This window comes from Paenibacillus sp. 01L418, from assembly GCF_056400045.1.
The window spans coordinates 1-15,783 of sequence record NZ_JBFTSN010000016.1 but is presented as its reverse complement, the minus strand read 5'-3'; the positions used below and the strand labels follow the sequence as shown (position 1 = coordinate 15,783).

The window sequence follows — 15,783 nt, the reverse complement described above, 5'->3', positions numbered from 1 at the left end:
TTGATTGAAGCGTATGTAGCCGATAAATAGAGTAATGGTTATGCATCATTACTTTTTGATCGGGAGGGAATTTATGAAGCTCACTCAAATGGGCAAAGCACTATACCCGCTCTCGTTAATTATCATGATATCTTTCATAAGCGGTTGTACGCTTAATCCAAATAGTCCGGAACCGCTTGAACAGACACCAGCTCCGAATAAGTTGACTTTAAAAATTGTTGAGAGCCTAATGACGCCGCTGCGGACAGTGGAATTAGACAAATTAATTGCACAATTTGAACTCGACAATCCAACCATTGAGATTGTGAGAGTGACATCAGAATACGAGACCGCTGATCAGACGATCTTGACGATGCTGGAGCAGAATCAAGCGATTGATATTGTTGAGGTGCGGGACGTTACGGTACATCAGCTTGCGGAAAGTGGTCTGATAACCAGCTTGGAGAGTTATATTTCATCATGGAGCAATTATATGCTGCTTAACAATAATGCAAAGCTGATGTCTAGAGATGCAGGCGATGTTGCTTATTATATTCCGAGCAGTCTTTATCAAGTGCAGCTTTATTATCGCAAGGATTGGTTCGATGCCAAGGCGCTGCAAGTGCCAGAAACATGGGAGCAGCTCTTCTTTGTCGGCAAGCAATTGACGAAGCCGATGGAGAGGATATACGGCTTTTCCTTTCGCGGAGGCAGTGGTGCCGTTAATACGTTGTCTTCAATCGTTCAGGACTATAACGGAGAGAACGTCGATATAAGCGATTCCATGTTTAATACGGATGGCTCGACGATATWCTCAGGCAAGCGGGCAGCAGAGGCTGTTGAGCTTTACAAGAAGATTTATACAGAGATCTCAGATCCTGCGTCCATAGATTGGGGCTTTAATGAACAGGTTCAAGCATTTGTGAACGGCAATGCGGCTTTGCTTATCCAAGACTCAGACGTGATAGAGATGATCAAGGAAAAGCTGGAGAGCAGCCAGTGGGCAACAGCCCCTTTGCCTACAGGGCCTGATGGGATCTCTCATTACAACGTTGGTGCAGCCGGCTGGGGGATTGCTTCCCAGTCTAAGCATAAGGATGAGGCTTGGAAATTCATTTCCTATTTGTCATCGATTGAGAACAATCGTGCCTTTGCTGATGCCTCAGGCGTTATATCCATCTATAACAATACGATTGAAGAGGAAAAGTATTCTACAGGGCCGTATGCCCCTTATATGCTGATGGCAAATGACCCGGATCGGTTTCAGGGCGTAAGAAAACCGAGCTATTATAAAAATTACAGTCAATTTTTTCAAATGGGAACGGATTTGGGTCGACAACATTTGATGAATGTCATTTCTACGGAGGAATTGCTTAAGCAGTTCGATGATTTTTGGCGGAAGCAAGGAAAACAGGAGCGAGATTAAATGAATGGAGGATGCTGTAGGCATGTGAGTTGCAAATGCCCAGCACCTCCTTTTTTAATTGGAGGAATAGGCGAAGTGATCTCGTATGAAGCGAGTTGCACAGGGCAACATGTAAGGATAGAGCTTGTGCCTTGACCAGAGTGTAGAGCCGCATATACGATAGTAGAAGTTATCTTTTTTTATCGCTGGCTAGCGATTGCAAGACAATAAGGAGGAACATTTGTGAAGCAGTTATTGGTTGTTTTTACAGGCGGGACCATTGGAAGCAAAAAGCAGGGAAACGGCATCGATGTTAATGACGCGGGATCTTATTCGCTTATAGATGATTATATCAACAGTGCTGAGCAGCGCGATGATGTTAGAATTGATGCGATACAGCCGCTTAACTTGTTAAGTGAAAATATGACGACCGAGGATTGGATCGCGCTTGCAGAGGCTGTCCATGGGATAGATACCGACTCGTATGCTGGGATAGTCATCACCCATGGTTCGGATACGCTGGCTTATAGCGCAGCGATGATCGGTTATTTGTTCGCAGATACAAAAATTCCAATTGTGCTGACCGCCAGCAATTACCCGGTTGCCGATGAAAGAAGCAATGGGCGCCGTAATTTTGCAAATGCAATCAATTTTGTAGTGGATGCACAGCTGCCGGGCGTATTTGTCGTTTACGAGGATGACAAAGGGGATGCACTTGTTTACTTAGCAACTAGAGTTACGCAAGCGATGTCCTTTACGGATCAATTCGGCAGCCCCTACGGCGTGCCGTACGGAAAGATGGCAGACCGAGTGTTCAACTGGCTGGAGCATGAGAGAAATCCAAGACCGGAAGCGCTGAGTACTAAGCCTAAAGCGTCGTTTGCATGGGAGCCGGACACCCTTAAGCTCGATTCCAGCATCGTCTATATTCGGCCATATCCGGGCTTGAACTATTCGCTGTATGATTTTACAACGATTCGGCCGAAGGCGATCCTCCATGATTTGCATCATTCGGGTACAGCAAGCGCAATAGAAGCAGGGCCGTACTCTCTTCCTGCGTTTATTGCAAACTGTAAAAAGCTTGGCATCGATGTATACATATGTCCGATCCGAGATCGTTCGGCAGCCCTATATTCGTCGTCGCTGCGCCTTATTGAAGCGGGTGCCATTGTAATTGAGAAGCTGTCGGTTGAGGCTGCATTAACGAAGCTCATGCTCGCATATGGTCTATATGATGATAAAGCACAGGCAAAAGCTTTCGTAACGGAAAGTGTTTTGTATCACGAACATAACGAGGTGTAAGATGATTATAGAAAAGCTGGTGCTTTTGACAGAAAAAGCAGCAAGCATTTTGCCTTTTTATAGGGATGTGCTGGCATTGCCGGTTATTCGCTCTGAGAAGGACAGCTTTACTGTTCAGGCAGGCTGGAGCGAGCTGACCTTCCAAGAGACTGGTGATCAAGCTGCTGAAGCGTATTGTTATCACTTTGCCTTTACGATTCCAGAGAATAAGCTTGAGGAAGCAAAAAAGTGGATCGAAGCACTTGTTCCAATCGGTACGGAGGCAGGTCAGGATGTGTCGTATAGTGAATCATGGAACTCGCATTCTGTTTATTTTGAAGACCCGTCGGGTAATATTTTAGAGCTGATTGCCCGCCATACGATGGATAACGGTGTTGAGCGTACCTTTGACCCGCAGCAAGACATTCTCTGTATCAGTGAAATTGGCATAACGACCAGCGACGTTCCTACAGCAGTCGATCAATTTGCAGAGCTTGGCATCATGACCTATAGGACGCGCAATGACAATTTCAATCCGATCGGCGATGATAATGGTATATTTATAGTGGTTGGAAAAGGAAGACGCTGGCATTTTACGAACAAAACCGCAGAGAGCTTCCCGGTTCATGTGACCGTGTGCGGGCTGGGTGAGCTGTACTTGGTGGAAGGCGAGCAAGGCTTGTTGATTGAAAATAAAAAGTAGAGGAGCATTCAACGATGGGAGAACATTTAAAAGTAGGGGACCAGGTCCCGAATTTTAAGCTGCAAGCATCCAATGGCAAAGAAGTTGAGCTTGCAGATTACTCAGGCAAGAAGCTCGTTATTTATTTTTATCCGCGCGACATGACGCCTGGCTGTACGACTGAATCATGCGATTTCCGTGACTTTAACGGCGAGTTCGGCACGAACAACACAGAGGTAATCGGAATCAGCCCAGATGATCTTGCCTCTCATGAGCAATTCGTCGACAAGCATGAGCTGCCATTCCTATTGCTGTCTGACACCGAGCATACGGTTTCGGAGCTGTTCGGCGTATGGAAGCTGCGGAGCTGGAACGGTGAGGAATTTATGGGTATCGAGCGATCGACTTTCCTGCTTGATGAACAGGGCAAGCTTGTTAAGGAATGGCGCAGCGTAAGTGTGGATGGACATGTGAAGGAAGTACTTGAAGCGGTAAAAAGCAGCTAGCTTTGTCATTTGCGAAAAAAAAAGGCTCCTCTCGAAGCGTGATATACGCTTCAAGGGGAGCCTTTTAGTTTTATTATTATTTGGTCTTCCAAGAAGGCAGCTGGCTAACATAGCTGTCAGATAAGTTGAGGAGCTCTAATGCACGCTGATACTCATCTTCTGTCGCAGCCTGCTCCGTAATGCCGTCTCCGGCTAAGGAATAGTGCTTGCCGTCCTCATATCCGCTGCCTGACATGAATAGCTCTTTGCTGCTTAAGAATGAGCCAGTCGGGAGATAATAACGTTGTGGCAATACGTTATACGACTGATTAAACAAGTCTTGGCCGAAGTGGATATGATCATCCAAGGAAATGCCAAGCATGTTCGCGATCGTAGGCAATACGTCAACTTGACCGCCAAGCTGATCGAATACTTTGCCTTCTGTTACGCCTGTCGATGCAACAACGAGCGGAATGTTGATCATATCGGTGTAGCTATATTCATGACCATAAATTTCAGCCATAAGCGCTTTGTCATCACGATCCAGCGAGTATACTGGAAGGCCGAGATGGTCACCGTATAACAAGATTAAGCTGTTGTCCCAAATGCCGCGTTCCTTCAAATCTGCAATGAATTCGCCAAGTGCGAAGTCAGCGTAGTTTTGTGCACGGATATAGTCACCAACAAAAGTTTTCTCATAACGCTCAGGGAGCGTCATTTTGTATTTGTCAGCAGGAATGGTGAATGGGTGATGTGATGTCATCGAAATAACATGGGAATAAAATGGTTTGCCATTCTCGCTCATGCGTGACATTTCAGCAGCTGTTTTCTTGTAAAGCTGCTCATCGGAAGCACCAAAAAATACGGTATCTTCATCTCCAAAAAACTTCTGATCGTAGTAACGGTCGAAACCAAGCGCTTTGTAAAGCTCGCCGCGATTCCAGAATTCAACAACATTCGTATGGAACGTAGTTGTGTCATAACCGTTTGCTTTCAGCAGTTTCGGCAAGCTCGGAAGCTCTTTGTCGGCATAAATCATCGTTGCCGCGCCGCGTGGCGGAATATAGAAAGACGTATTCACGACGAATTCCGCATCGGATGTATTACCTTGGCCGACTTGCTGATAGAAATGCTTGAAGTAATAGTTTTCGTTGACCAGCTTATTAATGTTAGGCGTAATCTCTTTTCCGTCAATCTTCAAGTTGACGAGGAAGTTTTGAAATGACTCCATTTGAATAATGATGACGTTTTTGCCTGCTGCTGTTTTCCACAGCTGCGGAGCGGCAGGTGTTTCGATCTTTTTGACGGAATCGATTTTTTCTTGCGTGATATGGTTTGGATCAACAAAGTCAATCGTTTTGTTCTTGAAAATCATATAAGCCTCGTAATTGAGTATGCCCATTTGCTCCGCTTTGACGATCTCATTCATGCTGGCGCGGTTAGGCAAAATGTTGAACAAGCAAAGCGCAATTGAAATGCTGAACAGGGCAAGGACAAGTCGTTTGCTTTCCTTAACGGAGCTTTGTTTCTTCCAATTCACGGCTTTCTTAGGTCTAAACAACAGAACAGCCATAATGATAATGTCGATAAAGATGAGCAAGTAATAAGGGTCCATCAGTGAAAATACGCTATTTTTAACCGCGGTAACTTGGTTTACCTGCTCTAGAGCGAGATAGGTTACAATAACACCGTAATACTTGTAATACATAATGACGGCAAATAATATGAGTGTCATTACTAGATTTGCTATTAAATAGTAAATAAGTTTACGTTTCGAAGCGAACCACTCTATGAGACAATAAACAATGAGGACAAACGGAATTTCTTTTAAAATAGTAGTCCACGAAAAACCATCCTCGAAAATGACCATCCAAGCCAGATAGCTTTTGAGAAGCATAATAAATGAAAAGAAAAGGATGGGACGAGTGCTTAATAATCGTTTTGGAGTTAAAAATGTCATATAACCGCCTACCTTTCACAGCAAAAACTGGCCATCTCACAGAGGCAGCCAGGCCGCTAATCATAATATACGTTCGTTCTGTAAATTCTTATCCATTATGCTCCTAATTATAGTCGAATGTCAAAAGGCAAAAGGCTCCTCCATGTCCAATCATAATTTATTGTAAAAAACAAATTTATTAGGATTTTTGTTTATTCCTATTCATTACAACATTTCCAAGCTATTAGATTGAAACATTATTGCTGATTTAGTAGTCTATTAATTAGATGCTATTAGACAAACCATGGTTACAAGTATAATTACATGAAATATATGTAAAAAAATATGTTGGAGGCTTATCATGAAAAAAAGAAGAAGAAGGCTGCTGCTGTTTATTATTGTATGCGCAGGAATGGTGTTTGGTTACTCTTTATTTAATAAGGATGAGACAACCACGATTCCGCCAAAGCAAGCTTCCGCTGATGGTTCCGCTAACGGCGGGGAAGTGTCGGGCAGCATAGGTTCTGAGCCTACGGATAAGCCGAGCGGCGGAACTCCAACAGATGGACAGCCAACAGCTACGGATAAGCCTGATTCAAGCAATAACGGCAAGGGCTCTGGAACAGGAAAAGCAGAGCAGACTGAGGATGGAATGGTCGTTATTGCCAAACCAGAGGATATCGCGGTGCTTGTGAATAAGCAGCACAAGCTTCCGGAGGAATACAATCCCACGGATTTAGTTTATCCTGAGGTTCGGTTTATATTTGCTGAGAAAATTGAAAAACGCATGATGAGACAGGATGCAGCTACAGCGCTTGAGAAGCTGTTTGCAGCCGCTGAGGAAGACAACATCCAGTTGGCCGGTGTATCCGCTTATCGCTCGCATAGGACGCAAACAACGCTCTTTGATCGCTATGTAAAGAGGGATGGACTCGAAAAGGCAAGAACTTATAGCGCGCTACCTGGTACAAGCGAGCATGAAACGGGACTGGCGATCGATGTGTCGGGTAGTGACGGCAAGTGTGCGGCTGCCGATTGTTTTGCAGATACAAAGGAAGCGCAGTGGCTTGAGAAGTATGCGCACGAGTACGGATTTATCATTCGTTACTTGGAAGGCAAAGAAAAGATTACAGGCTATCAATATGAGCCTTGGCATTTGCGGTATGTAGGTGTGGATGTGGCCACTGAGATGGTGAAGAGCGGAGAAGTGCTGGAAGAGTATTTTGACGCGGTTCCTGTTACAAAATAAGAAGCAATAGCGCAGCGCAAGCTGTATTCGGACAAGCCTTATTGTTCATAAAGGATAGTCGCTTGCGCTGCTTACTATTGGTAATGCCCTTCGTTAGATCTTTGCTTCAAACGTTTTGCAATCTGTTTCTTCGGAGTTGCTGGCTTGCTTGCCGCGATTGCTGACCACATAAATAGAAGAGGCGCCGCAGTGATTACCTGCTGCCCAGAACTTGCATGAATTCACTTCGCACAGTACATCCTTAGCCATTGACAATTCACCTCCTCTCTATATAGGATGGACAAACGATATATCGTTTTATACTCAGGAAGGATGGATAGATATGGGAGTTAAGCTTTATTTTAATCATGACGCCGGTGTAGACGACCTGGTATCGCTTTTTCTTCTTTTGCAAATGAAAGATGTTGAACTGCTTGGGGTATCCGTTATTCCAGCCGACGGCTATTTGGAGCCTGGCAGCAAAGCCAGCAGCAAAATCATTGACCGCTTTGGCGACCCTGTCAAAAATAAATCGCTTGAAGTGGCTAGATCAAATTCACGCGGTGTAAACCCATTCCCTGCTGAATGGCGTATGCATACGTTTTTTGTGGACGCGCTGCCTATTTTGAATGAATCAGGAACGATTAACACGAAAGTATCTGCGCTGCCAGCGCATCAACATATGATTGAACAGCTTCGCAAATCGGATGAGAAGGTGACATTGCTGTTCACAGGTCCGCTTACGGATCTAGCAAGAGCGCTGGATGAAGCTCCGGATGTGGAAGCAAAGATTGAGAAGCTTGTATGGATGGGCGGCACGTTTAATGAGAAGGGCAACGTTCAAGAGCCTGAGCATGACGGAACCGCAGAATGGAATGCCTTCTGGGACCCTGAATCTATGCACCGCGTATGGGCAAGCAGCATTCCGATTTTGCTTGTTGCGCTTGAGAGCACGAACAAAGTACCTCTTACGATGGATGTACGCAACCGCTGGGCATCGCTTCGCAAGCATGAAGGACTAGATTTTGTCGGTCAATGTTATGCTGCATGTCCTCCACTTGTTTATATGGAGACGAACTCGACATATTATTTGTGGGATGTGCTAACGACAGCTGTTGTCGGCAACCCGGATCTCGTGGAAATTAAGACGGTACACAGCGGCGTGATTAAGGATGGACCTAGCCAGGGCCGTACGGTGGAAGTGGAAGGCGGTCGCCCGGTCAGCCTTGTTTATGATGTTGATCCTGTTCGATTCTTCGATTATATTACGGACCTTTCTGCAAGTGCGGTTAGCTACAATGTTAAGCAAGACTAAACCATAACAAAAAGCGCAGCTTCGAATGAGTTACACTCATTCAAGGGCTGCGCTTTTTTTAAAATATAAGAAAGTATATTATTTTCTCATCCTTATCTTATATTTCACCGTCTAAGCTGCTTCAGCGTCAGAAGGACGCCGAAGGCGTTTTAGCTTGTTTAATCCATTTCATAAATTGAACCTGATTTGCTGGCATAAAGCTCGGCGTACACCTTCTCGGCGTAAGCATCGGTCATACCCGAAATATAATCCGCAACAAATCGCGGCCAGCTCCATTTGTTCTTATGGATCTCGTAATTTTCTATCCAGTCTGGCGGAATGATAAGGCGACCAGATTCTTGAACCTTGAAACTGTCCCATAACCGTCTTATCATGATTTCACTGCGCATTTGCAAGCGCTGAACACGGAAATCCTTAATGAGGGTCACCCATGCAAGCTTCTTCAAAATCTCCATCGTGCGGAGCAACTCGATATCCTGTTGCCCATTGTTGACGAACGTGACCTTTTTCCAGCTGCGCGATGTATCGTCTATAATGCCGACTTTGCCTGCAAACAAGCTGACCCAGCGCGCTTTCATCTCCCGCCTTGTGCGCGAGGCTTCGCGATCACAGCTTACATACAGCTCCTGCCACTGCTCGAAATAGGAGACGAGTACACGTTTCACCATCGCAGGGATATCGACCTCTCCCCAGCCGATTCCGGTATTGCCTTTATCCTCGACAATTTCCTGAACAACATGGTCGATAAGTCTGCTGTCTTCAAAGAAAGTGCGATTCATTTGGATTTTACCYGCACGTATGCCGTCTTCGATGTCATGTGTGGAATAAGCGATGTCATCACATAAATCCATGAGCTGTGCTTCCAATGTTGAACAGCCTTCTGGAATTTTCCATAAATGGCGTAGCTGTTCAATCTCTCCCCACTCTGTGCTGTAAAGCCCTTTTAGACGGCCAGGCTCACTGAGGCTAAAAGGGTATTTATTAATAGCAAGCAAGACAGCTGCAGTTAAATCAAGGCCGCTTCCGCTTCCTGCCCTTTTCTCTAAAAACATCAATATTCGAAAATTTTGCGCATTGCCCTCGTATGGTATGCCATACTCCTCCATGAGCAAATGGTTGAGCACTTCTTCACCTTTATGTCCAAAAGGGGGATGACCCAAATCATGCGCGATCGCGGCAATCTCGACGACAGCGGGATCTAATATGAGCCCCGGATGCTCTTTGCGCGCAAGGAAATCATATTGTTTGCCTAACTTGCGAGCAACCTCGCGTGCAATCTGCGACACTTCGAGAGAGTGAGTTAGCCTTGTTCTATAGTAATCGCCCGTACCTGCGCCAAATACTTGTGATTTACCTTGCAGGCGGCGAAAGGCGGGAGATTGAATGAGTCTCGCATAATCTCGTTCATACTCATCTCGCTCCTCGCTTAAAGTACCGAGCGCTTTCTCGTCCAATCTAAGCTTGCGTATGTCCATCGTAAGTCCTCCAGTGCCGTTTATGCGGGTAGTATTGAAATATATTAACTCATCTAGTACATGTTGTAGATAGGTTTTTTTACGTCTTAAATTAGGAAAAATGCTTTGTTGCTTGAATTGTAGCATATAATGAGGCTTGAACATACACCGTGCTTGGAGTATGATCGCATTAGCTTTAACATAAAACTGAGGTGCTATAATACGGATGGTCATAATGCAAAATGCATCTGCAATTATTATGCTGCTAAACATTTTTTTGGCGATTACGGTTATCTTTCTAGAGAGACGCAGCGCAAGTACAACTTGGGCTTGGCTGATGATTCTTTTTTTCATCCCCGTTTTCGGCTTTGTTTTGTATTTAATATTAGGGCAGAAGGTACGTAAAAGAAAGCTGTATAAGCTGCTGGGCGATAGTCAGCGCATTATCGAGCATACGGTCGAGAGGCAAATGCGCCAGCTGCGAGAAGATGAAATTGTATATAATGATCCGGCGATGCGAAGTTATCAAGACATGATCTATATGAGTCTGAAAACGAGCTATGCGGTATATACGAGCAATAATGCGGTTGAGATCTACACGGAGGGCAATCAGAAGTTTGATGCGCTGCTTAAGGATATAGAATCAGCCCAGCATCATATTCATCTCGTTTATTATATCGTCCGAGACGATGAGCTTGGCAGAAGATTGGTTAAGGCGCTGGCAGCGAAAGCGGCGGAGGGCGTAGAAGTCAAGTTTTTGTACGATCATATAGGAAGCTCAAGCTTGCCGAAGCGTTATTTTGCGGAGTTGATTGCAGCAGGCGGCAGGGAAGCGGCGTTTTTCCCTTCGCGAATTCCTTATTTGAATTTAAAAATCAATTATCGCAATCACCGTAAGCTCGTTATCGTTGACGGACAAGTCGGTTATATTGGCGGCTTCAACATCGGTGATGAATATTTAGGATTAAACGAGCATTTCGGCGAATGGCGGGATACACATCTTAGAGTTCGCGGCAATGCCGTGCTGCAGATGCAGGCGCAGTTTCTGATGGATTGGAATTTAGCGGCTTCCGGTCGAATTGAGCTTAACGAGCTGTATTTCCCAATTATGAGCGATGATACGGGAACGATTGGCATGCAGCTTGTAGCGAGTGGCCCGGATACGCAATATCAGCAAATTAAAAATGGTTATATCAAAATGATTTACTCAGCTCGGAAAACAATCAGCTTGCAAACGCCATATTTTGTACCGGATGAAAGCTTGATGACCGCGCTGAAGATCGCTGCCCTGTCCGGGGTAGATGTACGTATTATGCTGCCGAGCAAGCCGGATCATTTCTTTGTATACTGGGCAACTCATTCTTATTTGGGAGAGCTTCTCGCAGGCGGAGTGAAATGTTATATGTACGAGAAAGGCTTTCTTCATGCAAAAACGCTTGTCATCGACGGCAAGGTGGCGTCCGTTGGAACAGCCAATGTCGATATTCGCAGCTTTAAGCTTAATTTCGAGATGAATGCGTTTATCTATGATACGCAGACATCGGCGAAGCTGCAACGCATTTTTGAAGATGATGTTAAACATTGCACGCAGTTAACGGAACAAGTTTATGCTAATCGTCCAATCATCAATCGATTGAAAGAATCGATTTCCAGGCTGCTTAGTCCAATTCTATAGACGAACATCAGTCTAATTCAATAGACGCAAATCAGTCCGATCCTATAGACGCACATAAGAAGGGCTTCTGCTTATCTAAGATAACCAGAAGCCCTTCACGTGCTTGGTAGAGAACTATTCAATTTATTCTAACGCTCCAATCCGCTGTTTGCCTCTTCTTCGTCCTTTCGAATTTGTTACAAACCCTATCGACTTCGATCCTAATTTTATTGACCTCGATCAACTTCCTTTCGATTTGTTTCAAATCCTTGTTGCTTGTAAGTACATCTCATCCAAATGATCGACTACATCCGTCTTCGCTATTGTCCCAGCATGTCCGGCAGTGATTGAATGCTCCTTCCCGAGATTATGAGACATGCATCGCTAACCTACTTCAATGGGCTATCCCCTCTCGTTTAAGATAGGCTTAGTATACACCTTTATTTGAATTTTGTAAATATTCAGATTATTTAATTCGACAAAAAATTTTGTGTTGTTTTTTAGGTGTGATTTTGCGTGTGAGGTGGGAGTATGTACATCTTAAGGTAGTGTAAGCTGTTGATCATGGTGAGTGGAAGTTGCGCATGATGGTAGGGGATGTAGAAATGGTTGCTTGAGCTGTAAACGCGACAAAACATTGACTATTTTGCCCGCCAGCGTTCAACCTGTACTTCATACACCTCAAACAGTAACTTTTGTGACCGTCACCATTTTTGTAATGAGCGTAAAAGTCGAAGTTAATGATGAGTGGAGTTCATGCTTGCCTCTAACGAACTTAGAAGTCGTTATTATAATGATTTAGGCTTAATCTGAATTCTAACGAACTTAGAGAGCGCTATATGCTCAAAAATGAGTTAAATCATTGATATTGGAGGCTAATAGGGTTATCTGGGTTCGTTACGTTTGAAAGTGTGTGGAATTGAAGCAAATAAGACTTCTGGAGTTCGTTACAACTTTTCGCGAGGCGCTTTTGCAGAGTTCGTGTGGCTTCTGTGTGAAGTTAATGAGTTTCCATATTGATTCGACAAGTATTGGTTGTGGCTTTGAGCCGCCTTTTGGAATAAGGAGGATAAAGGAAAGCCTGTGAGGTTGACCGTATTCGACCTTCAATTTATACTTAGTCTAAAATCAGTAGTAAAAGGAATGATCTTTTTATGAATAAAATTAACTTAACGATACAGCGCAAGGCCATCTTTGAAGTTGTGCAGCAAGCCCATGATCACCCGACGGCGGCCGATGTCATTGACCGGCTTCGGGGCAAAGGCTTCAACTTCGCTTACGGCACCGTGTACAACTCATTGCGTTATTTGACAGATGTGGGTCTCATTAGAGAATTGAAGCTTGGAGAAACGGTTAGCCGCTATGACGCTCGGACGGATGAACATCAGCATATTGTGTGTACTGTATGCGGGCGCGTGGATGAAGTATTGACCGACTTGCCGAGTGAGTGGATGGAGAAGGTCGCTTTAGAGACGAAATACAAGATCGAGCATGTGCAAGTTGTATTAGAGGGGGTTTGTGATCAATGCGCGACGAAACAACCACAATGAACAACGATTATTTGAACGGGAACATGCCGCTCGACCAGAGTGCAGCCGCTGGCTATTCAGAGGAAGAGTTGCTGCAAAACGGGATGCTTTGCTCGATCACGAAGCGGGTCATGATTATTAGTCCGTTGCCAGAGAGGGTCAAAAGCTTGCTTGTCGCGCTTTCATCCGAATGCTTTGACGTGTTTTCACTGCATGATTTCAATAAAAGCATGCTCCAAAGCTTGCAGCCAGAGCTGCTCGTATTTGATGCGATTCCTGTAGCTCAAGCTGCCGCGAGCCATACGCTGCAAGCAGGTGCAGAACTGGTGGAAGCGGCTGAGCTGCATGCGGTTCCTGTCCTCATTTTAATGGATCAAAAATCGTATGATAGCCGTGAAACTTTTGCCCTTGGCGCATCTGAGCTGCTAGTCTGGCCGGCTAAACCTGAGCAAGCGATAAAACAAATCAACCGTATGCTTCTGAATAAGCCAGCAGCAGCTGCGAAGGCGGATAGCGACATTCGTGTGTTTAAAGATATTGCAGTTGATCTCAAAAAAATGACCGTTGATCGGGCGGGGCAGCGAATTGAGCTTACCAAGACGGAATATGATTTGCTTCTGCATTTCATGACATCGGACGGTTCCGTTCTAACGCGTGAATCTTTGCTTGATACCGTTTGGGGGCTGCATTTCTATGGAGGCAGCAACTTGGTGGATGCTCATATTAAGAGCTTGCGCAAAAAACTAAAGGATAGCGCCGTAGCGCCAAAATATATAGTTACCGTGCGTGGTGTAGGCTACCGGATAGCGGATATTCGTGACTAAGGAGTAAGTGCATCATTTTTATTTCACCAGCATGCTGTGGTTCATGAAATATTCATTTTTCATTCATTAGGCTTTCATGACAGTTGACCGTTGATTCGATAAGATTGTTTTATGGATTTAGATCAAGTCTAAATATATAAAATGATCGATGAGGTGCTATCATGGAAAACTATATGACAACGAACCAAGGCACGCCGGTTGGCGATAATCAAAACTCGCGCACAGCGGGGCAGCGTGGACCAACTCTAATAGAGGATTACCATTTGCTTGAGAAGCTTGCGCATTTTGATCGGGAGCGTATTCCAGAGCGTGTCGTGCATGCCCGGGGAGCAGGCGCACATGGAGTATTTCGTACGGAAGTTAGTATGAAGGATCATACGAAGGCTCTTTTTATGCAGGAGCAGGGAGTGGAAACGCCTGTATTTGTGCGCTTTTCAACGGTTATTAACGGAACAGGTTCGCCGGAGACGGCGCGCGACCCACGCGGCTTTTCGGTAAAGTTTTATACGCAGGAAGGTAACTATGATCTTGTTGGAAACCATTTGCCGGTATTTTTCATTCGAGATGCGATGAAATTTCCTGATATGGTGCATTCCCTCAAGCCAGCGCCAAATACGAATGTCCAAGAGCCTGCGCGCTACTGGGACTTCATGACGCTCTCCCCAGAATCGACGCATATGCTCACTTGGTTGTTCTCCGATGACGGAACGCCTGCTACTTATCGTGAAATGGACGGATTCGGCGTTCATGCCTTCAAATGGATTAATGATGATGGTAAGCCGACTTATGTTAAATACCATTGGAAGTCGCTGCAAGGAGTACGAAACTTTACAGCAGCGGAAGCTAGCGTGATGCAAGGCAAAGACTTTAACCATGCGACACGTGATTTACATGATGCGATTGAACTCGGCAACTTCCCAGAATGGGAGCTTCATGTACAGCTTATGCCTGTCGATCATGTGGAACGGTATGCGTTTGATCCACTAGATCCAACGAAGGTGTGGCCGGAGGATATGTATCCGTTGCAAAAGGTAGGCACGATGACGTTGAACCGCAACCCAGTAAATTATTTTGCAGAGGTTGAGCAGTCGGCTTTCTCGCCAAGCACACTTGTACCAGGAATCGAGCCATCGGAGGATAAATTGCTGCAAGGCCGATTGTTCTCTTATCCGGATACTCAGCGCTACCGCCTTGGAGCGAACTATCTACACATTCCAGTAAATTGCCCGTATGCACCTGTTCGCAACTATCAACGAGATGGTGCAATGACGATGCATGCAAATCCTTCTCCAGTGAATTACGAACCTAATAGCTCATCAGAGAGTCCAAAGGAAGCAAAGGCTTACGGGGATTCTTATGTACCTCTTCAGGGACAGGCTGGCCGCCAAAAAATCGACAAAACTGACGATTTCACTCAAGCGGGCGAGCGCTATCGCTCACTGCCTGAAGAACAACAAGCAAACCTAATCGCCAATTTGACTGGTGAGCTGGAGCAAACAAACGATGATATAAGACTTCGCGCCATCTGCAACTTCTTCCGGGCTGATCGCGAATTAGGCATGAAGCTTTCGCAAGCGCTAGGCGTTGATATCAGGAAGTTTGTACCTCAGAGCTAATTCAAAAGTAAATGGGAACATGATGACAGAAGCACGCTAAAGATGCGTGTTTCTGTGTTTCTCATCTTCATATTCTTAAATCCACTAGAAGCCATGAGCAAGCTTAAAAGTAACCTCCAGCTGTGAGAAATCACAATCCGTCAAACCAAACTTTAAAAGATAACCCGTTCAAGACGAACGATTTAACCAAGAATGAAGAAACTTTTAACCACCCAGTACTATACTCAACAATCTACGAACTATTGAACAGACGTATCGACGAACCCACGAACTCGCGAACTGATGAACCGTTGTATCGACGAACCCACGAACCCACGAACCCACGAACCCACGAACCCACGAACCCACGAACCCACGAACCCACGAACCCACGAACCCACGAACCCACGAAC

The 15,783-nt window shown here is 45.1% G+C and carries 13 protein-coding genes; 10 read left to right on the top strand and 3 right to left on the bottom strand.

Going from position 1 to position 15,783, the window contains the following annotated elements:
- Positions 1-73 precede the first annotated feature (73 nt).
- The 4 genes from AC1DSE_RS04100 to bcp all read left to right on the top strand — a co-directional run bounded on the left by AC1DSE_RS04100 (position 74) and on the right by bcp (position 3,853).
- Positions 74-1,405 carry an ABC transporter substrate-binding protein gene (locus AC1DSE_RS04100; protein ID WP_477527425.1) on the top strand — a complete coding sequence of 444 codons (1,332 nt, stop codon included), beginning with the start codon at positions 74-76 and terminating at the stop codon, positions 1,403-1,405.
- Positions 1,406-1,627: 222 nt separating this feature from the next.
- Positions 1,628-2,686: an asparaginase gene (locus AC1DSE_RS04095; RefSeq protein WP_477511236.1), complete on the top strand. Its 1,059-nt coding sequence runs from the start codon at positions 1,628-1,630 to the stop codon at positions 2,684-2,686.
- Between the two features lies 1 nt (position 2,687).
- Positions 2,688-3,368: a VOC family protein gene (locus AC1DSE_RS04090; protein WP_477511235.1), complete on the top strand. Its 681-nt coding sequence runs from the start codon at positions 2,688-2,690 to the stop codon at positions 3,366-3,368.
- A gap of 14 nt (positions 3,369-3,382) precedes the next feature.
- Complete coding sequence (gene bcp, locus AC1DSE_RS04085; protein ID WP_339205449.1) at positions 3,383-3,853, top strand: thioredoxin-dependent thiol peroxidase; 471 nt, start codon at positions 3,383-3,385, stop codon at positions 3,851-3,853.
- A gap of 76 nt (positions 3,854-3,929) precedes the next feature.
- Here bcp and AC1DSE_RS04080 read toward each other — a convergent pair whose 3' ends face one another.
- On the bottom strand, positions 3,930-5,792 hold the full coding sequence (locus tag AC1DSE_RS04080) for an LTA synthase family protein (protein WP_339205448.1): 1,863 nt from the start codon (positions 5,790-5,792) through the stop codon (positions 3,930-3,932).
- A gap of 340 nt (positions 5,793-6,132) precedes the next feature.
- Between AC1DSE_RS04080 and AC1DSE_RS04075 the strand changes: the two genes are divergently transcribed.
- Positions 6,133-7,020 carry a M15 family metallopeptidase gene (locus AC1DSE_RS04075; RefSeq protein WP_477511234.1) on the top strand — a complete coding sequence of 296 codons (888 nt, stop codon included), beginning with the start codon at positions 6,133-6,135 and terminating at the stop codon, positions 7,018-7,020.
- A 93-nt stretch (positions 7,021-7,113) separates the two neighbouring features.
- Here the strand turns inward: AC1DSE_RS04075 and AC1DSE_RS04070 are convergent, their stop codons facing one another.
- Positions 7,114-7,269 (bottom strand): DUF1540 domain-containing protein, encoded by a 156-nt coding sequence (locus tag AC1DSE_RS04070; RefSeq protein WP_076266302.1) that lies wholly within the window; start codon positions 7,267-7,269, stop codon positions 7,114-7,116.
- Between the two features lie 73 nt (positions 7,270-7,342).
- Between AC1DSE_RS04070 and AC1DSE_RS04065 the strand changes: the two genes are divergently transcribed.
- Positions 7,343-8,314, top strand: a complete 972-nt coding sequence (locus tag AC1DSE_RS04065) for a nucleoside hydrolase (protein WP_441874661.1) — start codon at positions 7,343-7,345, stop codon at positions 8,312-8,314.
- Positions 8,315-8,472: 158 nt separating this feature from the next.
- On the opposite strand, the gene AC1DSE_RS04060 is transcribed toward AC1DSE_RS04065, so the two are convergent.
- A complete protein-coding gene (locus tag AC1DSE_RS04060) occupies positions 8,473-9,789 on the bottom strand; it encodes a deoxyguanosinetriphosphate triphosphohydrolase family protein (RefSeq protein ID WP_441874662.1) in 1,317 nt (438 codons plus the stop codon).
- A 205-nt stretch (positions 9,790-9,994) separates the two neighbouring features.
- On the opposite strand from AC1DSE_RS04060, the gene cls reads away from it, so the two are divergent.
- From cls to AC1DSE_RS04040, 4 genes are all read left to right on the top strand, one after another.
- Positions 9,995-11,443, top strand: a complete 1,449-nt coding sequence (gene cls / locus AC1DSE_RS04055; protein WP_339205444.1) for a cardiolipin synthase — start codon at positions 9,995-9,997, stop codon at positions 11,441-11,443.
- Between the two features lie 1,133 nt (positions 11,444-12,576).
- Positions 12,577-12,972, top strand: a complete 396-nt coding sequence (locus AC1DSE_RS04050; protein WP_477511232.1) for a Fur family transcriptional regulator — start codon at positions 12,577-12,579, stop codon at positions 12,970-12,972.
- Complete coding sequence (locus AC1DSE_RS04045) at positions 12,948-13,775, top strand: winged helix-turn-helix transcriptional regulator (RefSeq protein ID WP_477511231.1); 828 nt, start codon at positions 12,948-12,950, stop codon at positions 13,773-13,775. Before AC1DSE_RS04050 ends, AC1DSE_RS04045 begins: the two co-directional genes overlap by 25 nt.
- A gap of 161 nt (positions 13,776-13,936) precedes the next feature.
- Positions 13,937-15,391, top strand: coding sequence for a catalase (locus AC1DSE_RS04040; protein ID WP_477511230.1), 1,455 nt, complete (start codon positions 13,937-13,939; stop codon positions 15,389-15,391).
- The last annotated feature ends 392 nt before the right edge of the window (positions 15,392-15,783 follow it).